The following is a 22,372-nucleotide window of genomic DNA, read 5'->3' as shown; positions in this document are numbered from 1 at the left end:
CTTTTGGATCATATACAAAATAGGAAGTGATCTATAGCTATTAAATGAATAGCAACAAAGGGGATTATTGGCGATTTTATCTGACTTTTGAGATGATAAAAAATATGCATACAGATGAGAAGACTTTTAAATAAATTATACAGAAAACAATCGTCGATATATAAAGTTTTTCTTTTTATATGCACTACAGTATTAATAGTATATCTGTTTCCCAAAGGAGGGATATTTAAGTACGAATTTGCCAAAGGAAAACCTTGGCAATATGAAAATCTGTATGCTCCCTTTGATTTTGCTATTGCAAAGACTGAAACAGAAATCGAAAAAGAAAAAAAAGAGATTAACGACAATATTATACCATATTTTGAGTATGATACAGTAATTGCAAATAGAGCTAAAGAGTCTTATGACAGGGCTTTTTCTAATTATTTACAAACTCTTAATCAAAGTAGTACAAAAGATCAGTCTAAACTTTTTGGGAGAATACTACTTAATGATATATATAAATATGGTGTTTTGCAAGAAACGTATTCTTATGCAGATAAAAGACAGATATTTTTAAATAAAGGCAATATTGCAGAAGCTATTACTTATGGTCAGATTTTTAGCCCAAATGAATTAACCAAAACAATTAGTTCAAAAATAGATAATAGTGAATATAGAAAGTTTAAAAGTGATTTTGTAGCTCTGTACTATGATATTGTAAAACCGAATGTAAGATTAAATAAAAACTTAACAGAGAGTATAGTTGAAAATGAACTATCCAAAGTTCTTACCACAAGAGGTAGTGTTTCCAAAGGGATTAGAATTATTGCAAAAGGAGAAGTTGTAGAAGGAGAAAAATTACAAATTTTAAATTCATTAAAAGCAGAATACGAATCCCAGGTATGGAGTGATAAAAACTTTTATTGGATAGTATTAGGGTATTGTCTTTTAGTTTCTTTGGCACTAATAATGCTTTTGCTGTTTATTAGAAAATATAGAAAAGACATATATGATAATAACACACAGGTAACGTTTATTTTTTTTAATGTCCTTTTTTTGGTTTTAATAACCACCGTTGTTGTAAAATACAAATCAGATTTTATATATGTTGTTCCGCTTTGTATGCTTCCTTTGGTATTGAAAGCATTTTTTGATTCCAGGCTGGGGTTGTTTACTCATGTAGTTACAGTGCTGATTTTGGGGTTTGTAGTCCCTAATAGTTATGAGTATACTTTTTTGCAAATTATAGCAGGTATAGTAACCATATTAACAATTTCAGAATCTTTTAAAAGGGCAAACCTGTTTATCTCGGTCGGGCAAATTACATCCATTTATATTATTTCATATATTGCTTTTCATGTAATCCATGAAGGAAACATATACAATATAGATTGGGCTATTGTTGGTTTATTTGTTATTAGCGGATTTGCTACTTTAATAGTACACCCTTTAATTTATGCTTACGAAAAAATATTTGGATTAATCTCTGATGTTTCTTTATTAGAGCTTAGTGACACAAATTCTATTTTACTTAAAGAATTATCTGATAAAGCTCCGGGTACCTTTCATCATTCTCTAAATGTGGCTAATATAGCAGAGGCTGCAGCAAATGAAATAGGTGCAAATGCTATGTTGGTAAGAGTAGGGGCTTTGTATCATGATATTGGCAAAATGGCAAACCCTACATATTTTACCGAAAATCAATCTGCATCAGGTAACTCCCATGATATATTATCACCCAAAGAGAGCGCAAAAATTATCATCAATCATGTTATATTAGGTATAGAAATTGCCAAAAAATATAATCTTCCGGATCGGGTTATCGATTTTATTCGTACACACCATGGAACGAGTTTGGTGTATTACTTTTATACCAAAGAAAAAGAAAGTAATGAAAATGTAAATATAGAAGACTTCAGATATCCGGGACCAAAACCTTTTTCTAAAGAAACTGCTATTTTAATGATGAGTGATAGTGTGGAGGCAGCATCAAAAAGCCTTAAAAACCCAACAAGTAGCTTAATCGATACATTTGTAGAGAAAATTGTAAGCAAACAGATGGAAGACAATCAGTTTCTTAATGCTAATATTACATTTAAAGAAATCCAACAAATCAAAAAAGTGTTTAAGCGCAAACTAACCAATATATACCATCTTAGAATAGAATATCCAGAGTAATATAGTTTACGGATATGCTGCTCTGGATATTTTATACCACATTGTGGAATTTGATTATTCGAGGATTGCCTTAAAATAAAAGAGGGAGTTTTTGTTGGATACCTCTTTGGTTTGCCCTGGAGTAATTGACTATAAAATGATAAAAAAATGTTTTGTTATAATCCGGGTTAAAGTGTATATACACTAGGGCAAATAATTTTTTACACCTCCTTGTTTAAATATTTTTTATCCATCCAAAAAGTCCCAAAAGGGATAATAGAACATAACAGTACAATGGTCAAAGTTTTAGGGTTCCATTGTTTCTCATATTTTACAAGAATTGCAAAGACAATATAAATAAGAAATAGAAAACCGTGTGCCATACCAATAATTTTATTAGGTTCTGGAGAGTCAAACATATATTTTAAAGGCATGGTTATAAATAAGATTAACAGGTACGAAATACCTTCGAGATAGCTAATGATTCTAAAACTTGATATCATAAAAATTGTATTAGTTTAATGGTTTGTTTTCAGTATTAAATTGTAATTCAAAAACATCTAATTTAAAATATGGGATAGCAGATAGTAGGTGATCAAAAATATCTGCCATGATTTTTTCATAGTTTTTCCATACTTTATCATTGCTAAATGCATATATTTCCAGAGGTGTTCCTTGGGCAGAAGGTTCTAACTGGCGACTCATTATTGTCATTTCCTTATTGATATAGGGATGTTTCTCCAGATATATTTCCAGATAGGTTCTAAAAACGCCCATATTAGTTAAGTTTCGACCGTTGATTAATGTACTTTTATCCACAGAACGTTCTTGGTTATAATTGTCAATCTCTGTTTGAATTCGATTTAGATATTCTTTAAGAATCTCTATTTTTTTTAATTCTTCAATATCTTCTTTGGATAGAAATGAAATACTTGATGTTTTAATAAGAAGCGCTCTTTTAATTCGTCTTCCACCAGAATCCATCATACCACGCCAGTTTCTAAAAGATTCTGAGGTAAGGTAATAAGTTGGTATTGTGGTGATAGTTTTATCAAAATTTTGAACTTTTACAGAAGATAAATTAATTTCAATAACGTCTCCGTCTGCACCATATTTTTCCATAGTAATCCAATCTCCAATTCTTACAGTGTCATTTACTGCAACTTGTATACTAGAAACGAACCCTAATATAGTATCTTTAAAAATTAATAAAATAACAGCAGACATGGCTCCCAGAGCGGTTAAAAACGTCCAGATAGATTTTCCGGTTATAAACGAAAACATCATAATTGCACCTATAAACCATATAAAAATCATAAATACCTGAACGTAGCTATCAATTGGTTTGTCTTTAAAAGAATTTAAAGATTTTAGAAAATCTCTAAATGTTCTAAGAATACTTCTTATAATCCAGATAGCTAAAATGGTAGACATAATAACAAATAGATTTTCTAGATATTTTTCTGCTGTTGGAAAAGCATAAAACAATGAAGGAACAATCCAAATAATTAACGATAATGGAACGATATGTGCCAGATAATCAAAAGTTTTATTTTTTACCAGATAATCATCAAAAGTGTTTTTAGATTTTATAGCATAGTTTTTAAAAATAGTTACAATAACTTTTCTCATTACAAAATCCAATAAAAAAAGAACAGTTAATAGTATAAAAACACCAATAAGAAGGTTTAAATACTCTGCTATATTTTCAGGAATCCCTTTTGAAACAAAAAGGTTGTAAAAGTAACGTATCAAATCTTTCATGGGTATAATATATAACTCAGTTTGTTACAAAAGTATAACTCTATGCATTGACAATGGGTATAAAAAGTAAGATTTTTATTGCTAAACCCACTAAGCGGGTAAAAAATATTACAAAAAAATTACCCTCCTTTGTTTTTAACAGAAACAAAGGAGGGTAGAGGTATTAAGTTAAAGTTATATATTATAATTTATAATTTAAAGATAAGCTAAACATTGTTCCTAATTGGCTAAAGTGATATCCATCATAAGTCATTTGCGAATATCTTTGGTTAAACGTAATTAGGTTAGAAGTTTCCTTAACTTGAGCAGGATCATTAAGTATTGCTTGTCCATTAGCGTTAAGAGCTTTAAATTCCCACTCTGGTAAAACGTTTAAAAGATTATTTACATTTAGAGCAATAGTAAATTTTTCAGTTGCATTAAAATTAATACCTAAATCAGTAACTATTTTTGGGATAAATTCTGTTTTTAGATCGGTACTCATACCTTGTTGTCTAAAAGTAGTTTTTCCAAAATATGTATTGTTAACAGAAAAGGCAAACTTACCTATTTCATAATTAGCACCCAATATCCATTTAGTTTCTGGTCTGGAAGTAAAAAATAATGCTTCTTGAGTTTCATTTACTACAGATTGTCCGGCATCAGCAACAATTTTTGGATTTTTAACATTACCTATTCTTTTGTTTTCAAGAGTATAATTTCCAGAAAGGCTAAAATCAAGATCTCCATTTCCAATATTAATGTTACGATAATTTGCTACAAAATCTATACCAGAGGTTCTTGTATCAAGGGCATTTACAAAGAAACTTAGATCATTTAAGTTGTTGTTATTTAATAATTGATCAAGATTTGTATTACCAATACTATTACCTACAGCATCTGTTTCTGTTTTACCTATTTCTGTACTCAATATAATTCTGTCCTCAACTTCAATATTGTAATAATCAACAGTAAAATTTATATTTTTATTAATACTAGTACCAATACCAACTGTGATATTTGTAGATTTTTCAGCGTCTAATTTTGGAATCTCTAATAATTTAGCCTGAGGAGAAACATTGTTTATTAATCCTCCAACCTGGATTCCTGATCCGGGAACAAAACTGTACTGTGCTTTTTGAGTATAGATTTGATGTAATGTAGGAGCTCTAAACCCTGTAGATATAGAACCTCTTAAGGTTAGCTTATCTTCTAAGAATTTATACCTGGTACTTAATTTCCAAACAAAAGCTTCTCCAAAATCACTATAGTCTTCTAATCGAACGGTACCATTAACCAAAAAGTCTTCGGTGATATCTGCAGAGATATCAAAATATCCTCCAAAATTGTAACGATTAAATTTCCCTGAGTTCTCAGGACTATTACCAGCAAATGAATCTGCTCCACCACCATCATAAGATGCTAAACTTCCTTCAAAAATTTCAAAAGTTTCTGTTCTAAACTCTGCACCAAAACCAACACTTATTTGATCAGTTATCAATTTTGCAATATCAATGTTACCAACACTGTGTCTAAATCCTGTTCCTCCCGGATCAAAAGATAATGGGCTGTTTTCTCTATATAATTCAGATCCTTGTGTAATCTCACCTGAATCCACATTACCATTACCATTTGTATCAATCCATGTAGAAGGGGAGTATACAGTATTACGATTGTGTGAATTACTTACAGTATAGGTTTGTGTATTTCCACCTGTGGTATAGCTTAAATCATAATTCCATCCATTCTTTTTGGTTTTAAAACCAATCGTAGCATTATAGTCATTAAGATCTCCTTCAAAAGTAGGAACATATCCTATATAAGAACCACCTGGTCCATCAGGGAAAAAGTCGGCTAAATAAGGAAAATCAGATAATGTTCTCCAGTATGGGGTTCTATAGTTAGCAAAGCTGTTTACTTTTTTGTATACATAAGCAGCATTCAAATAAACTTGTGTATTCTCACTAATATCATATCCACCATTAACCAAAAATTTTGCCGCAGCCGTTTCTGGGGAACCATTAATATTTCCTGCATCTGGTTTTAATGCTAAAAATTGATCTACAGCCGCTCTGCCTTGTGTATTTGAGTTATTTATTTCAGCAAGCCTGGTGTTATAAGCAGGAGTACCTACATAATTAGTTAAAAACTCTTGTTGTGCTTCTTCAGCAGTACGACCAGCTAAGCTAACTCCCCCTAGTGTCTGTCCGCCGCTATCTAAATAGCTATTATAACTATTTGGGTTTGTAAATACAAAATCATTAAACTCTCCTTCTGCATCAACATCTCCGGGTCTGTTTGCCAGATTAACTTTAGAAAAATCAACGGTATAGTTAAAGAATCCTTTATCTTCTCCTATAGAAGAGCCGTTGTTTAAACTAACTCCTACCATTTCTCCATCTCCTTCAGAAGTAATACCGGATCTTACAGTTACAGATCCATCTGTAGGATCATCTTTTAGAATAATGTTCATTACCCCTGCAATGGCATCAGAACCATATTGTGCAGACGCTCCATCTCTTAATATTTCTACTCGTTTGATAGCATCTGTTGGTATTGCAGAAATATCAGAACCTGTTTCTCCTCTTCCCGGAGAAGTTTGAGTATACAATAAAGCACTTAGGTTTTTACGTTTTCCGTTAATAAGGATTAACGTTCTGCTAGGTCCCATATTTCTAATTTCGTAAGGATCTAATAAGGAAGTAGCATCGTTAACGGGTGTTTGTACGGTATTAAAAGAAGGTATTTTATATTGTAAAGCCTTATCAAATGTTATTTGTCCGGTAGAGGCTAATTCTTTGACAGGTAGTACATCTACAGGAAGCGAAGAAGTAGTATTACTTCTTGGTAATGCTCTGGATCCTACCAATATAATTTCTTCAAGTTCTGCGCCACCATTTAAGGTAATATTAATAGTGGTTCGAGAATTTACAGGTACTTCTTTGGTATTAAAACCGATATAACTATATATTAAAGTACTTTCCGGATTAACCTCAATACTGTATTTTCCGTCAAAATCGGTTGTAGAACCGTTTGAGGTTCCTTTTTCTATAATGTTAACCCCTGGCAAAGGAGCTCCATCAGGATCAGAGACCACTCCGGTTACAGTCTGTTGTGAAAAACACAAACCAGAGGATAATGCGATTAAAATGAATACAAGTTTTTTCATATGTTAAAAATTTGTTTAAATGATTGTGGGTCTAAATATATCTAAAATGACTTCATTTAACATAAAATTTTGATTTTTTTTTAAAATATATTATAAAAAAAATCATTTTATCTAAATTTTTACGTAAAAAACTTACTTTATGTATTGTTTTTGATTACCTTTTATTTTATTAAATATATGTTAAAAAAAATAAAACAACAGATACTTTTAGCAGACAAAAAGAGGTTTAATTTTGTGTCAAGGCATTCTCTTTTTTATTCGGGTGTGGGTTATCAAACATTTTCAAATACTCAACTCCCGGAGTCTTGAAAAAAGTTTTTAGATTTTTTTAGAAAAGAAATTTTGGATGTAATATTTATTAATATTATCTATTTGGCTTTGTATACCACCACTGTAACCTGATCTATTTTAGAATCGTATTTTTCAATAATAAAGTTTTTGTCTGTATCAAAATAACCAAGACAATTATTGTTATCTCCAAAATTAACAATATAATATCCTTTACTAAGGGGTCTCATTTTAGCAATTTGATTGTCAGATTCATTAAAAAAGGTAATTACAAAACCTTTTTCATCAGGAATCTTTGTATAGCTTCCTGTTTCAGTAGAGGCAAGTGATTCTTTTATTATTACTTCTTTATCCATATATATAGCAGATTGATCGGTTTTTCCTTCATCTTCCGGATTAAGCTTTACTTCACTTTTTGTAATAACAACCTCTTGTTTTTTTATTACCTTTTCTTCTCCATTGGCCCCTTTGATACGTATGATTTTTGTTATAGTTTCTTCAGAGGAATTTTCCTGACCTTTATTTTCTTCTGTTTGAGCATAAACAAAAGTAGTACTGGTAATTAAGATTGCTATTATAATTTTTAAAGTTTTCATTTGTGTATTTATTAGCCTATAAAATTACAAAAAATATAAAAAATGCTAAAATTTAGCTTGTCTAAACAAGTATTCTCAAAAAAACTTTTTAATTCCTCATTGAAGATGGCGTTATTTTGGGGTTACCTCAAAAGCAAAATATATTTTCGCAAACAGACTTTGCAAGTTTGCTCTGGGATTGTTGATTTTAATACCAAATCAAAAAGTTAAATGAAGTAACCGGTATAATTTACTTAATTGTTTTATAAAGCTTCAAAAACAAAAATGATAAACAGATGAAACTGTACTTGTATACTATGTAAGAATACCATTATCTTTGCATTCTCAAAATTGGGAGTACAATTTTTAGAATATCCCAAACCTTATTAATTTGTATATAATGAAAGCAGGAATCGTAGGATTACCAAATGTTGGAAAATCAACATTGTTTAATTGTTTATCTAATGCCAAAGCGCAAAGTGCTAATTTCCCTTTTTGTACAATAGAACCTAATATAGGTGTGGTTAATGTACCGGATTCAAGATTACAAAAATTAGAAGAATTAGTGAATCCGGAGCGAGTGATTCCCGCTACTGTAGAAATAGTGGATATTGCCGGTTTGGTAAAAGGTGCAAGTAAAGGAGAGGGGTTAGGAAATCAGTTTCTGGGTAATATTAGAGAAACAGATGCTATTATTCATGTTTTACGATGTTTTGATAATGACAACATTGTTCATGTTGATGGTTCTGTAGACCCTATTAGGGATAAAGAAACTATTGATATAGAGCTACAACTTAAGGATTTAGAGAGTGTAGACAAAAAATTAGAAAAAGTTAAACGCGCAGCCAAAACAGGTAATAAAGATGCCCAAAAAGAAGAATCTATCTTATTACAACTAAAAACAGGGCTGGAAGCAGGGATTTCAATTAGAGCCCTCGATATTTCTGAAGACGATCGTAATGCTTATGTTGTTCCGGGGCAATTTATTACAGATAAACCAGTACTATATGTTTGTAATGTAGACGAAGGAGCTGCTGTTTCTGGTAATGGTTATGTAGATAAAGTTAAAACTGCGGTGGCAACAGAAAATGCAGAAGTAATTGTTTTGGCAGTAGGTACAGAAGCAGATATTACAGAATTGGATGATTATGAGGAAAGAAAAATATTTTTACAGGATATTGGTTTAGAAGAACCGGGTGCTTCTGTATTGATTAGGGCAGCGTATAAATTGCTAGATCAACAAACTTATTTTACAGCAGGTGTTAAAGAGGTTAGGGCGTGGACAATAAATATAGGGGCAACAGCACCACAAGCAGCAGGAGTGATTCATACAGATTTTGAAAAAGGATTTATTCGTGCAGAAGTAGTTAAATATGAAGATTTTGTGAAGTATGGAAGCGAAGCTAAAGCCAGAGAAGCAGGAAAATTAGGAGTAGAGGGCAAAACTTATATTGTAAATGATGGTGATGTTATGCATTTCTTATTTAATGTATAAAAAATAATATTTTGATTTTAAAAACCTTTCCGGAATTTCCGGAAAGGTTTTTTTGGCTATCGTAATAATGGCTTTTATATTGAAATATTAAAAACAAGCTCTTTATATTTTTGACAGATGAAAAATACCAGATTATCATCTCAAGGAATTATTTTAGCCATTATTGGAGTAGTCTTGTTTTCTGCAAAAGCAGTTTTGGTTAAGTTGGCATATAAATATGATATAAGCTCTGAACACTTATTATTATTTAGAATGCTTTTCTCGTTACCAATATACTTAGTTTTTGCTGTATACAAAAAACCATTACAAGCACAAAAAAATAAAAATTCAGATTACCTCTGGATTTTGTTTTTTGGGTTTGCAGGGTATTATCTGGCCAGTTATTTTGATTTTTTGGGATTGCAATACATAAAAGCAGGGTTAGAACGAATAATTCTTTTTACCTACCCAACATTAGTTATTATTATTTCATGGATATTTTTAAAAAAAAGAATAACAAATAAACAGTTATATGCTATCATAATAGCATATATAGGAGTAGTAATTACTTTTTGGGGTGAATTACAAATAGATAATACCCATACTATTTTAGGAATATCCTTTATTTTTTTGAGTGCTTTTATGTATGCAGCTTATTTGGTTGGTAGCGGATGGCTGATTCCAAAATTTGGAGTTATAACCTTCACTTCCTATGCAATGATAGTATCTTGTTTATGTATCATAGTTCAATATATGGTTTTTGACAGGCAGGATCTAACAAACTACCCTTTAGAGCTATATATTATTTGTATTATAATAGCTGTTTTTTCAACCATTATTCCATCTTATCTGGTTTCGGCAGCTATTGCAAAATTAGGGGCTTCTGATTTTTCTATCATTGCAAGTTTGGGACCTGTATCTACAATTGTTCTTGCATACTTTTTTTTAGGAGAAAATCTATCTCATATTCAGGTTTTTGGAGCTGTAGTTGTTATTTTGGGAATATATGTTATTACTAAGAAAGATAGATGATCCATAAATAGATTTATTAAGGTATAAGAAGTAACTATGACATTTGTGAATAGAGTTAATATTTTTTTCATTAATTTAACAGCCTAATTTGTAAGTGTTTGCTTCCATATTGGGATAATGTATGCACTTTATTAAAAAAAAGTAGCATAATAAAATTAGATTGTAGGGATTTATGAGTAATAGGGGCTTAAAAATAATGACATTTTTATGTTGTTTTGTATTTATTGGATATGGACAAATTCATTGTGTCATTAATGAAATGATATTACTACAAAATAGCAGTGAAGAAAAATCTGAAACAGATCAAAACCAAAATACAGGGGATAAATTTCAAACAGCTTTTAATGATGAAAAAATCATAGGGGAAATAGCTGCAAAAAAAATGATTATAAATATTTTTTCTGTGGTACTAATCCTTTTTTTGGGGATCATACTTTTCTTGTTTAAAAAATATAAATCAGAGAAAAAAAACAATGACGATCTAAAAAAGAAAAATGAAGAGTTAATTGAAGCCAAAATAGAAGCAGAAAAACTTACCAATACAAAGTCTCAATTTATATCTACTGTAAGCCATGAGTTAAGGACGCCTTTATATGGTGTTGTTGGCATTACAACATTGTTATTAGAAGAAAATGATATTGCTCTAAAACATAAAAAATTATTGAGATCATTAAAGTTTTCAGGGGATTATTTGTTAGATCTAATCAATAAGGTTCTTAAAATAAGCAAGATAGAGTCTAATAATGAAAAATTAACCAAAACACCTACCAATCTTCTTAAGCTTTCTCAAAATTTGCTTCATTCGTTTGATTATCAGGCAAAAAACAAAAATAATGAGCTTATCCTTCAAATACCAGAAGAATTACCAGATATTCTACAAGTAGATTCACTTAAAGTATCTGAAATTTTAATTAACTTAATAGGTAACTCTTCCAAGTTTACCCAAAATGGTAAAATATGGCTTAGAATTAAAATAATTTCTTTAGAAAAAGATTGGATAACTATTCGGTATGAAGTAGAAGACAACGGAGTAGGAATACCAGACGATAAAAAAGAATTTGTATTTGAAAAATTCTCTCAGGTAGGCAGGGAATTTAATAAATCTGAAGGGACAGGGTTAGGGTTGTCTATTGTAAAAAACCTTCTTGAAATGATGGATAGTCAAATTTATTTGGATAGTAAAGAAGGCAGAGGTACTTGTTTTTACTTTGATTTAAAGCTAGAAATAATAAAGATCAAAGAAGAACAAGAAACAGACATACATGCCGATAAAATAAATAATATTTACAGGCGAATATTAGTTGCCGAAGATAATAAGATCAATCAAATTGTTACAAAAAACCTCTTAAATATAATTGGATATGATTGTACTATAGTTGAAAATGGCTTTAATGCATTGCAAATGGTTCAAAAAGAAGATTTTGATCTTATTTTAATGGATCTTAACATGCCATATCTTAACGGAACAGAAGCAACCAGACGTATCAGAGAGTTTGATCAAACCACACCTATTATAGCTCTTACTGCATCAGAATTAAGTGAAGTAGAAGAAGAGTGTCTGCAAATAGGAATGAATGATATTATTAACAAACCATTAAACAAAAACGATCTTAAAAATATTATAGCCAAACATTTGATACGTTAATAACCTTGTTTGTTTTGTTTTATATTCTCCATAAAGGATATAACATTTTTAATAACAATCTCTGGGCTTTCTTTGTGAGGAGTATGCTTGGTTTTTGGTATTATAAGCGAGTTGGATTCTCCAGAAGTATTGTTAATAATAGATTTTACCTGATTGATTGTACCATATTCATCTTGTTCTCCCTGAATTATTAGTGAAGGGCATTTTATCTTTGGCAAATATTGTTCAATATTCCAGGAGTTAAATTTTTCAGAAAGCCAGGTTTCTGTCCACAGCCTAAAAACAGTATCTGTTTTATCGCCGTGATATTTGTATAGTTTTTCTTTTAAAGAAGTTTCCATGTACGCCTGTTTGGCAGCTTTAATCCCGTTAAGAGTTTCCTGTTCTACAAATACATGTGCTCCCTCTGTAATAATACCAGTTATTTTTTCCGGAAACAAAGCAGCAGCTAATAAAGCAATACTTCCGCCATCACTATGCCCAAATAACACAATATCTTTTTTTTCAGGAATCTTTTCTAGTATTTTGCCCAAAACATGAGCTTCTTTTTTTAAATAATCAAGTCCTCTTCTTTTTATAACAAAAGGATCCGATTTTCCATACCCTTGCCGGTCGTATGCAATAGTATTGCAACCTGTTCTAAGTGCGGTTTGCTCAGGAAATTTTTTCCATAATTCAATACACCCCAAAGAGTCATGTAAAAAAATAATAGTCGTTTTCTTCGGATCAAGTAACGCAAAATCTTTAGAAAATCGTAACCGATGTTTTTCTATTATTATATCCAAAATTTATGATTTTATTATAAAAAATGCTAAAAATAAGCTAAAGTCTGTGCAAATTGTATATTTTGCACAATTAAACTCGAAACATCAGACTTTTTTTGAAGTCTGGGTAATAGTAAACAGTTAATTTTATACAATGAAGAAAACGTTTGCCAAAATTTTAATTGGCCTATTATTAATTGGTTGTGGAACCAAGAACCCCACAAATGATATAGCAACAAACTTACCAATAGTAACCGCTATAGATTTAACTCAGGTAAAAGAAGACAAAGTACCGGTACTTATTAACCCGGGAAGATTTGTTCAGGATACAGTAAAATACTATATTCCCAAAGTTGTGCAAGGAACTTATGCGGTTAGTGATTTTGGAAAATTTATAGATGATTTTAAGGCTTTTGATTATGATGGTAAAGAGCTTAAAACAGAAAAAGAGGATGATAATACCTGGGTTATTCCTAATGCCAGACAATTGGATAAAATAAGTTATTTAGTAAATGATACTTATGATATAGAAAACACCGATAAAGGAACTCCTTTTTCTCCATCAGGAACCAACATCGAAACAGAAAATTATGTATTAAATCTTCATGGATTTATTGGTTATTTTGATGTATTAAAGAATAATCAATATGCTTTAGAGGTAAAAGCTCCTACAACCATGAAAAGAACTTCTGCCTTACAAAAATTAGGATCTGATACCAATACCGATGGATCTGTTACAACAGATAAATATTTGGCATCCAGATATTTTGAGATCACAGATAACCCTATGATGTATGGAAATCTGGATGTAGAAGAATTTATGGTAGGGGATATTAAAATTGTATTGAGTATTTATTCTCCAAATAAAGTGCATACCGCAGCCAAAATAAAAGAAACGGTATATAAAATGATGAAAGCACAAAAAGCATATCTGGGGGATATTAATAGTACACCCAGATATGATATATATTTATATTTGGCATCAGGAGATGAAGACGCTCCTATGGGATTTGGGGCATTAGAACACCATACATCTACAGTTGTGGTATTGCCAGAACAAATGCCGGATGAAGCTCTGGCATCTGCAATGATAGATGTGGTATCCCATGAGTTTTTTCATATTGTAACACCACTTAGTGTACATTCTGAAGATGTACATTATTTTGATTATAATAACCCAACTTTTTCTAAACACTTATGGATGTATGAAGGAGTGACAGAGTATTTTGCTACTTTGTTTCAAGTTAATCAAGGATTGGTAGAAGAACAAGAGTTTTATAATAAAATAATGGATAAAATTCAAGGTGCCAGCGGTTTTGATGACACAATGAGTTTTACAGAAATGAGTGAAAATATATTAGACCAACCTTATGCCTCTAATTATGTTAACGTATATGAAAAAGGAGCATTAATAGGTATGTGTATCGATATTTTGATACGTCAGGAAAGTAACGGTAATCGCGGAATTTTATCTTTAATGAAAGAATTGTCCTTAAAATATGGTAAAAATAAACCTTTTGAAGACGATAAAATTATAGAAGAAATTACTACAATGACATACCCGTCTATTGGGGAGTTTTTGAAAACCCATGTTATAGGAAAAACACCTATTAATTATGAAGATTTTTTCAAGAAAGCTGATTTAGAAGTTATTACAGAAAAGGTAGAAACCAATTACATTCAAAACTCAGGAGCTTTAATTGTAGCAGGCAATCAGGAAAAAGAAACTATATTTTTTACAGAGTTAGTTGAAGATAATAGTTTTTGGGTAGAAAATGGAGCTAAACCTAATGATGATATTATTGAAGTAAATGGCACTAAACTAACGCTACAAAATGCCAATAATATATTGGGATCTACATTTCAGTGGAGAGAAGGAGACGATATCGAGGTAAAATTAAACAGGGCAGGAGAAGAAATAATCATTAAAACTAAGGTTACTAAGTCTTTTACCAAAGGAAAAAAACTTGCGATAACCAAAAATCCAACAAAAGAAGGGGAAACCCTTAGAAAAGCATGGCTAAAAGGCTAGTTGTTGTAAAATGATTAAAAGTTCAATAATAAGGGTTCGTTTATAAACGAACCCTTATTATTTGAAAACGTGTCCACAAACTATAGTAGATTCATTAGTTTTGCTACCTAAATTACCAATAATACCATTTTAACTTTGAAATAGCACTAATAAATTCAATTTCTATACGCACTATTTCAAAGTTAAAATGGTATAAAACAATGTGTTTATAGATGCCAAAAAAAACGTTCTTTAGATTTAGGTTTTGCCTCTAATTTGTTGTAAAAATTAATTGCAGAAGTATTAAAATCAGGAGTCTGCCATTGTATAGTTTTGCAATTTTGTGATATTGCATATTCTTTTATCATACCCATTATAGTATTACCAATTTGTTTACCTCGTATTTCTTCTTTTAAATATAAACAATCCAAATAGATATAAAAGGAGGCGTCCTAGGTCGAAAATTGCTTCATAAATGTAGCGTAACCAAGTAATCTTTCATTTAGCTCTATTACAATACAATACAATACTTTTTTAGATCCAAAAAGATATTTAAAAAGCTTTTCTTTTTTATTATCTTTTTCAAAATTCGACTTCTCATAAATAGCATGCTCCTCACACAGTTCTATGATTTGTTCTATATCTGCCTCTTTTGCATATCTAATGGTCATATACATATATTAACAAGCACAATTAATAATAGAACCTTTTGTTGGTTTTGTTCCTTTGGTAGCGTATCCATCAAATTTCCACCATTCAATTCCGCCAATTAACTCTTTAGTAGTAAAGCCCAACCTGGTCATATTTAAAGCTCCTTTGGTAGAGGCATTGCACCCAATACCATCACAGTAACAAACATAAGTTTTTGTTTTGTCTAAATGTTTTGTGTTCTCTACGGTCATTTCTTTATGCGGTAGATTAATAGAAGCAGGAATATGTTCTTTATTATACCCAAAAGCTTGTCTGGTATCTATCACAATAATATTTTCTTTGTTTTGTAGTGCTTCAAACAGGTCCGAAGCATCTATTTCATAAGCAAGCTTATTTTTATAAAATTCAATTGGTTTGTTCATAAGGATATATTTTTGTTTTCTCAAAGGTAAAATAGGACAGAAGTATTTTTTTGGAGTATAATTGAATCTTCTTAAAAGGGAATTGATTTTTTTTCAGACAGACCAAAATAGTAATGTTGTAAATTTGCAGACATGGATATTAAATATTTTAAGTTAATACAAACTATTACCAAAGAGGGGAACATTGCCAATTCTTCAGAAAAATTGTTTTTAACACAATCTGCACTAAGTCATCAATTAAAAGAATTAGAAGACAGATTAGGTTTTAAAGTGTTTTACAGAACAAGAAATAAATGGAAACTTACTGAGGAGGGAGTAGAATTACATAAAATCGCAAACAAAGTATTACATACTATAGAGCAGGGGTTTAATACTATAAAGCAAATAAAAGCTGGGTCTAAAGGTGTTATAAAAGTGAGTACTGAATGTTATTCCTTTTATCAGGGATTACCTGGTTTTATTCAAAAAATGGAAATATTATATCCGGATATAGAGGTGGATTTAATTTTGGAGGCTACACATCAACCTATTTCAAAATTATTGTCAAAAGAAATTGATATCGCGATAGTTACCTCAAAACCTTCTGCTGATTTGTTATCCAGTACTAAGCTTTTTGAAGATGAAATTTTTGCTATAATGCACAAGGAAAACGTTTTTAATAAGTTAGAACATATAAATGAGATTGATTTTGAGAATGTTCATTTAATAATTCATTCTTTTCCTTTAGAAACCGTTTCTGTGTATGAGCAATTTTTGAAACCTAATAAAATTACCCCCATAAAAATTTCGGCAATACCACTTACAGAGGTTTCTTTAGAAATGGTAAATGCAAATATGGGAGTTATGTGTATGCCAAAATGGGCTTTAAAATCTATAAAAATATCCGAAGATTTAGTTTTTAAAAGGATAGGGAAACATGGTTTAAAAAGATCTCATTATCTGGTAGTTAGAAAAGAGGATAAGAATAAAAAATACATTAATGATTTTATTTCTAATTTTAAAGAGGGATTTTTGGATTAGAAGAAACGATTCACTTTTATCTATAAAAGCGTAAATAATTTCAAAATTAAAAACCTTTTTTATAACTATTTTAGGGGTGCAGATAAAAACATAAAACAGTCTAAGTTACTGCATATCAAATAATCAACAAAATTAAGTGTAGATTTGTTAATTACTTTGTAGGTTGGCTGTTTTTAATTTGTATGTGATATGTTATATTAGCCAGCATTCTACCCAAAATTTTTATGAGCGACGAAACCAAATATACCGAAGATAATATAAGATCCCTCGATTGGAAAGAACATATCCGTATGCGTCCCGGAATGTACATCGGGAAACTGGGAGATGGATCTTCTGCAGATGATGGAATTTATATTTTAGTAAAAGAAGTGCTCGATAATTCTATCGATGAATATGTAATGGGAGGTGGTAAGACCATCGAGATTTCTATACAAGGTGATAAAGTTATTGTTAGGGATTATGGTCGTGGGATACCATTAGGTAAAGTAGTGGATGTAGTATCCAAAATGAACACCGGAGGGAAATATGACTCCAAAGCTTTTAAAAAATCTGTAGGACTTAATGGTGTGGGAACCAAAGCAGTAAATGCATTGTCCTCTTTTTTTAGAGTAGAGTCTACAAGGGATGGTAAATCCGCTTCGGCAGAGTTTGAAAAAGGAAATCTCATTAATCAGGACATATTAGAAGAAACTTCGCGAAGAAAAGGAACCAAAGTGTCTTTTGTTCCGGACAATACCATATTCAAAAATTATAAGTATCGTACAGAGTATGTGGTTAAGATGCTTAAAAACTATGTGTACCTTAATCCCGGTTTGACCATTATTTTTAATGGAGAAAAATATTTTTCTGAAAATGGATTAAAAGATCTGTTGTCTGACAATATAAATGAAGATGACAGACTGTATGATATTATTCATCTTAAAGGAGATGATATTGAGGTTGCAATGACCCATAGCAAAACACAATATAGTGAGGAATATCACTCTTTTGTAAATGGACAACACACTACACAAGGAGGAACTCATCTTGCAGCTTTTAGAGAAGCAGTAGTAAAAACAATACGAGAATTTTATGGCAAAAACTATGAAGCCAGCGATGTTCGCAAATCAATTGTTTCTGCAATAAGCATTAAAGTAATGGAACCCATTTTTGAAAGCCAGACCAAAACCAAACTGGGCTCTACTGAAATGGGAGAAAAATTACCATCGGTGCGAACATATATAAATGATTTTATAAAAAATAAACTGGATAATTTTTTACACAAAAACCCGCAAACAGCCGAAAGCCTGCAACGCAGAATTTTGCAAGCAGAACGAGAGCGTAAAGACCTGTCCGGGATTCGAAAACTAGCTCGCGAAAGAGCCAAAAAAGCAAGCTTACACAATAAAAAACTCAGAGATTGCAGAGTGCACCTTACAGATAGTAAAAACGAACGAAATCTGGAGAGCACCTTGTTTATTACCGAGGGAGACTCTGCAAGTGGTTCTATAACCAAGTCCAGAGATGTAAATACACAAGCTGTTTTTAGCTTAAGAGGAAAACCCCTTAATTGCTATAATATGAGCAAAAAAATTGTGTATGAAAATGAAGAATTTAACCTTTTGCAAGCAGCACTTAATATCGAAGATTCTTTAGAAGACTTGAGATATAACAATATTGTAATAGCAACCGATGCCGATGTAGATGGTATGCATATACGATTACTGCTAATTACTTTTTTTTTACAATTTTTTCCTGAGGTAATAAAAGAAGGGCATTTATATATATTACAAACACCTCTGTTTAGAGTACGCAATAAAAAAGAAACTATTTACTGCTATTCAGAACAAGAAAGAAGAGATGCTATAACAAAATTAACAGGTAAACCAGAGATTACACGATTTAAAGGATTGGGGGAAATATCGCCAGATGAATTTGTGCATTTTATTGGGGATGATATACGATTAGATCCTGTAATGCTCGATAAAGAAAGATCTATAGAAGACTTATTGTCCTTTTATATGGGAAAAAACACCCCCGACCGACAAGATTTTATTATAGATAATCTAAAAGTCGAATTAGATGTTATTAAAGAAGAAATATAAAAAAATACAATATTCAATAAGCAAGTTTCTGTAAAATAGCTAAAAATATTATTTTCTTTCACTTTTAAATTTACAAATAACCCCGGAAATTATATATGGATTTGGAAAACGAAAACGAAGAACTACATCACGATTCTATACCAGATAACCATCAACCACAAGAGGTAATCACCAAGGTAACAGGAATGTATAAAGATTGGTTTCTGGATTATGCATCCTATGTAATTCTGGAGCGTGCTGTGCCTGCAATAGAAGATGGTTTAAAACCAGTACAACGCCGTATTCTTCATTCTATGAAAGATTTGGATGACGGCAGATATAACAAAGTAGCAAATATCGTTGGGCACACCATGCAATACCACCCGCATGGGGATGCCAGTATTGCAGATGCAATGGTGCAGGTTGGGCAAAAAGAACTGTTAATCGATATGCAGGGTAACTGGGGTAATATTCTTACCGGGGACAGGGCAGCAGCATCCAGATATATTGAAGCTCGTTTGTCTAAGTTTGCATTAGATGTAGTATACAATCCTAAAGTTACAGAATGGCAATTATCCTATGATGGGCGTAAAAAAGAACCTGTCAATTTACCCGTCAAATTTCCTTTATTACTGGCGCAGGGAGCAGAAGGTATTGCAGTAGGATTAAGTACCAAGATTTTACCACATAATTTTATAGAATTAATAGATGCATCCATCAAGCATTTACAAGGAAAGCGCTTTACAATTTTACCCGATTTTCCTACCTCTGGTATAGCAGATTTTACAAACTATAATGATGGTAACCGGGGAGGCAAAGTTAGGGTGCGGGCAAAAATATCTCAACTAGACAAAAATACACTGGTTATAAATGAGATACCTTTTTCTACTACAACCACCACTTTAATTGATTCTGTTCTTAAAGCAAATGAAAAAGGAAAAATAAAAATAAAAAAAATTGAAGACAATACCGCAGCAGAAGTAGAAATACTCATACATCTCCCTCCCGGTATTTCACCCGATAAAACAATAGATGCATTATATGCATTTACCAGTTGTGAAGTCTCTATATCTCCCCTAGGATGTGTAATTGAAGACAATAAACCAAATTTTATTGGGGTTTCAGAAATGCTGCGCCGATCTACAGATAATACTCTGGAGTTATTGAAAAGAGAACTTGAAATTCAACTGGATGAATTACAGGAACAATGGCATTTTGCATCCTTAGAGAGAATATTTATCGAGAACCGTATTTATCGCGATATCGAAGAAGTAGAAACTTGGGAAGGGGTTATTGAAGCCATTGATAAAGGATTGCAACCCTACATAAAACACCTTAAAAGAGCAGTAACCGAAGAAGATATTGTGCGCTTAACAGAGATTCGAATTAAACGTATTTCTAAATTTGATATAGATAAAGCACAACAAAAAATAGAAGCTCTCGAAGAGGATATAGCAAAAATAAAGCACAGCTTAGAACATCTTGTAGAATTTGCTATAGATTACTTTAAAAGGTTAAAAACCACCTACGGTAAAGGAAAGGAACGTAAAACCGAAATCAAAATTTTTGATGATATCGAAGCTACCAAAGTAGTTATTCGTAACACAAAACTGTACGTAAACAGAGAAGAAGGATTTATAGGTACTTCGCTTCGTAAAGATGAGTATGTAGATGATTGCTCAGATATTGATGATGTTATCTGTTTTACAGCAGATGCCAAGCTAATAGTGACCAAAGTAGACGCAAAAACGTTTATAGGTAAAGATATTATTCATGTTGCAGTCTTTAAAAAGAAAGACAAACGTACTATTTACAATATGATTTATCAAGATGGTAAAGGAGGAGCATCTTATGTAAAACGTTTTGCAGTTACAGGGGTAACCAGAGACAAAGAATATGATTTGGCACAAGGCAAAAAGTTTTCAAAAGTAATATACTTTTCTGCCAACCCAAATGGAGAAGCCGAAGTAATAACTATTTTGTTACGACAGGCAGGAAGTATTAAAAAATTAAAATTTGATCTTGATTTTGCAGACCTGTTGATTAAAGGAAGAGGAGTTAAAGGCAATATAGTTACCAAATATAATATCAAACGAGTAGAGTTGAAAGAACAAGGGGTTTCTACCTTAAAACCTCGTAAAATCTGGTTTGATGAGTCTGTACAACGTCTTAATGTAGACGGAAGAGGAGAATTGCTGGGAGAATTTAGAGGAGAAGACAGACTTTTGATAATTACCCAAAAAGGAATTGCAAAAACAGTAGTACCTGAACTAACTTTGCACTTTAGTCCCGATATGATTGTTCTGGAAAAATGGAGGCCCAAAAAACCAATATCTGCAATTTATTGGGACGGAGAAAAAGAAAAATATTATGTAAAACGATTTTTAATAGAAAATACAGAACGTGAAGAAATCTTTATAACAGAACATTTAAAATCCTTTTTAGAAGTCGTTTCTACAGATTATATACCAGTTGCAGAAATTGTATATACCAAAATAAGGGGCAAGGAACAAAGACCAAATGAAGAAGTGAACCTAGAAGAGTTTATTTCTATTAAAGGGATTAAAGCTTTAGGAAATCAGCTTACAACCCAGATGGTAAAACAAATTAATTTATTGGATCCTTTACCGTTTGAAGAACCAGAATCCATTCCCGCTGAAGAAATTGAAGTAATAGAAGAAGAAAATGTTTATCCTGAAGATACTAATCCAAAAGGATCAACAGAATCACCATTTGATGAAGATGATGATAATACAGCAGGAGGGCAGGCAAGTTTGTTTTAGAACGTAAACAATCGGATTAGTTAAAAAAAATATCTATTAAGCTATGCACCACTATAGTTATAAACTTCTCTATAATTTTTTGTATAAGGTCATAGCTTAATAAATATGTTCGTTTCTGGATAATCAAAAAAAATTCTACTTAATTTTATAAGAAGTAACTTTTTTAGGTTTTACACCCATAACTATACGTAGCAGATAAAATCTTTTTATGATTGCTTCATATAAAATCCAGCATATCGTAAATGTACCAATGACAAGTAAGGAAAACTTTATAAATAAATTCCAGTTACACTGTATAAGGGGATATGCCAATAGTATGATTATAGTTTGATGCATAATGTAAAAAGGATAAACAGCCCGGTTACAATATATAATTATATTATTTTTACTGTTTAGAAATACAGAGGAAACCCCAAATAAAGCCAAAACCCAGGACCACATATTTACTTGATTAAAAAAAGCTTCAATAAAATGACGCATATAACCATCTTCATATTTGACGATAAGAAATAGAAAAACAGAAAAAGCAATAATACCAATGTATGCATCCGTCTAAGTACATCTTGATTAGATTCTTTATAGGCTATATTTTT

At 31.3% G+C, this 22,372-nt stretch carries 16 protein-coding genes; 8 read left to right on the top strand and 8 right to left on the bottom strand.

Features of this window, described 5'->3' with window-relative positions; genetic code table 11:
* Positions 1-114 precede the first annotated feature (114 nt).
* Entirely contained in the window at positions 115-2,160 is a 2,046-nt protein-coding gene (locus ACZIYX_RS05405; RefSeq protein ID WP_462681184.1) for an HD family phosphohydrolase, read from the top strand.
* Positions 2,161-2,360: 200 nt separating this feature from the next.
* Here the strand turns inward: ACZIYX_RS05405 and ACZIYX_RS05400 are convergent, their stop codons facing one another.
* The 4 genes from ACZIYX_RS05400 to ACZIYX_RS05385 all read right to left on the bottom strand — a co-directional run bounded on the left by ACZIYX_RS05400 (position 2,361) and on the right by ACZIYX_RS05385 (position 7,935).
* A complete protein-coding gene (locus ACZIYX_RS05400) occupies positions 2,361-2,642 on the bottom strand; it encodes a DUF3817 domain-containing protein (RefSeq protein ID WP_462681183.1) in 282 nt (93 codons plus the stop codon).
* A 10-nt stretch (positions 2,643-2,652) separates the two neighbouring features.
* Positions 2,653-3,903, bottom strand: a complete 1,251-nt coding sequence (locus tag ACZIYX_RS05395; protein WP_462681182.1) for a mechanosensitive ion channel family protein — start codon at positions 3,901-3,903, stop codon at positions 2,653-2,655.
* Positions 3,904-4,084: 181 nt separating this feature from the next.
* Entirely contained in the window at positions 4,085-7,051 is a 2,967-nt protein-coding gene (locus ACZIYX_RS05390; protein ID WP_462681181.1) for a TonB-dependent receptor, read from the bottom strand.
* 368 nt (positions 7,052-7,419) lie between these two features.
* Positions 7,420-7,935, bottom strand: coding sequence for a hypothetical protein (locus ACZIYX_RS05385; protein ID WP_462681180.1), 516 nt, complete (start codon positions 7,933-7,935; stop codon positions 7,420-7,422).
* 379 nt (positions 7,936-8,314) lie between these two features.
* Here ACZIYX_RS05385 and ychF point away from each other — a divergent pair, with 379 nt between their 5' ends.
* The 3 genes from ychF to ACZIYX_RS05370 all read left to right on the top strand — a co-directional run bounded on the left by ychF (position 8,315) and on the right by ACZIYX_RS05370 (position 12,065).
* Positions 8,315-9,409, top strand: coding sequence for a redox-regulated ATPase YchF (gene ychF / locus ACZIYX_RS05380; protein ID WP_462681179.1), 1,095 nt, complete (start codon positions 8,315-8,317; stop codon positions 9,407-9,409).
* Positions 9,410-9,526: 117 nt separating this feature from the next.
* Positions 9,527-10,420, top strand: coding sequence for a DMT family transporter (locus ACZIYX_RS05375; protein ID WP_462681178.1), 894 nt, complete (start codon positions 9,527-9,529; stop codon positions 10,418-10,420).
* A gap of 196 nt (positions 10,421-10,616) precedes the next feature.
* A complete protein-coding gene (locus ACZIYX_RS05370; RefSeq protein WP_462681177.1) occupies positions 10,617-12,065 on the top strand; it encodes a response regulator in 1,449 nt (482 codons plus the stop codon).
* On the opposite strand, the gene ACZIYX_RS05365 is transcribed toward ACZIYX_RS05370, so the two are convergent.
* The gene (locus ACZIYX_RS05365; protein WP_462681176.1) at positions 12,062-12,850 is read right to left on the bottom strand and encodes an alpha/beta fold hydrolase; all 789 of its coding nucleotides are present in this window, start codon (positions 12,848-12,850) and stop codon (positions 12,062-12,064) included. The two genes, ACZIYX_RS05370 and ACZIYX_RS05365, sit on opposite strands and share 4 nt — an antisense overlap.
* 133 nt (positions 12,851-12,983) lie before the next feature.
* Here ACZIYX_RS05365 and ACZIYX_RS05360 point away from each other — a divergent pair, with 133 nt between their 5' ends.
* A complete protein-coding gene (locus ACZIYX_RS05360) occupies positions 12,984-14,861 on the top strand; it encodes a M61 family metallopeptidase (protein WP_462681175.1) in 1,878 nt (625 codons plus the stop codon).
* Positions 14,862-15,067: 206 nt separating this feature from the next.
* Here ACZIYX_RS05360 and ACZIYX_RS05355 read toward each other — a convergent pair whose 3' ends face one another.
* Genes ACZIYX_RS05355 through ACZIYX_RS05345 form a run of 3 tightly spaced genes read right to left on the bottom strand, consistent with a single transcriptional unit; the run spans position 15,068 to position 15,913 of the window.
* Complete coding sequence (locus tag ACZIYX_RS05355; protein ID WP_462681174.1) at positions 15,068-15,271, bottom strand: GNAT family N-acetyltransferase; 204 nt, start codon at positions 15,269-15,271, stop codon at positions 15,068-15,070.
* A gap of 21 nt (positions 15,272-15,292) precedes the next feature.
* A complete protein-coding gene (locus tag ACZIYX_RS05350; protein ID WP_462681173.1) occupies positions 15,293-15,511 on the bottom strand; it encodes an N-acetyltransferase family protein in 219 nt (72 codons plus the stop codon).
* 9 nt (positions 15,512-15,520) lie between these two features.
* On the bottom strand, positions 15,521-15,913 hold the full coding sequence (locus tag ACZIYX_RS05345) for a rhodanese-like domain-containing protein (RefSeq protein ID WP_462681172.1): 393 nt from the start codon (positions 15,911-15,913) through the stop codon (positions 15,521-15,523).
* Between the two features lie 132 nt (positions 15,914-16,045).
* Here ACZIYX_RS05345 and ACZIYX_RS05340 point away from each other — a divergent pair, with 132 nt between their 5' ends.
* The 3 genes from ACZIYX_RS05340 (at position 16,046) to ACZIYX_RS05330 (ending at position 21,779) form a co-directional block, all read left to right on the top strand.
* Positions 16,046-16,933, top strand: a complete 888-nt coding sequence (locus ACZIYX_RS05340; RefSeq protein ID WP_462681171.1) for a LysR family transcriptional regulator — start codon at positions 16,046-16,048, stop codon at positions 16,931-16,933.
* Between the two features lie 224 nt (positions 16,934-17,157).
* On the top strand, positions 17,158-19,017 hold the full coding sequence (locus ACZIYX_RS05335; protein WP_462681170.1) for a DNA topoisomerase IV subunit B: 1,860 nt from the start codon (positions 17,158-17,160) through the stop codon (positions 19,015-19,017).
* A gap of 95 nt (positions 19,018-19,112) precedes the next feature.
* On the top strand, positions 19,113-21,779 hold the full coding sequence (locus ACZIYX_RS05330) for a DNA gyrase/topoisomerase IV subunit A (protein WP_462681169.1): 2,667 nt from the start codon (positions 19,113-19,115) through the stop codon (positions 21,777-21,779).
* Positions 21,780-22,372 lie beyond the last annotated feature (593 nt).

It is taken from the genome of Aquimarina sp., assembly GCF_977115655.1.
The sequence above is the reverse complement of the archived record's forward strand: the minus strand, read 5'-3'. Positions and strand labels throughout refer to the sequence as shown.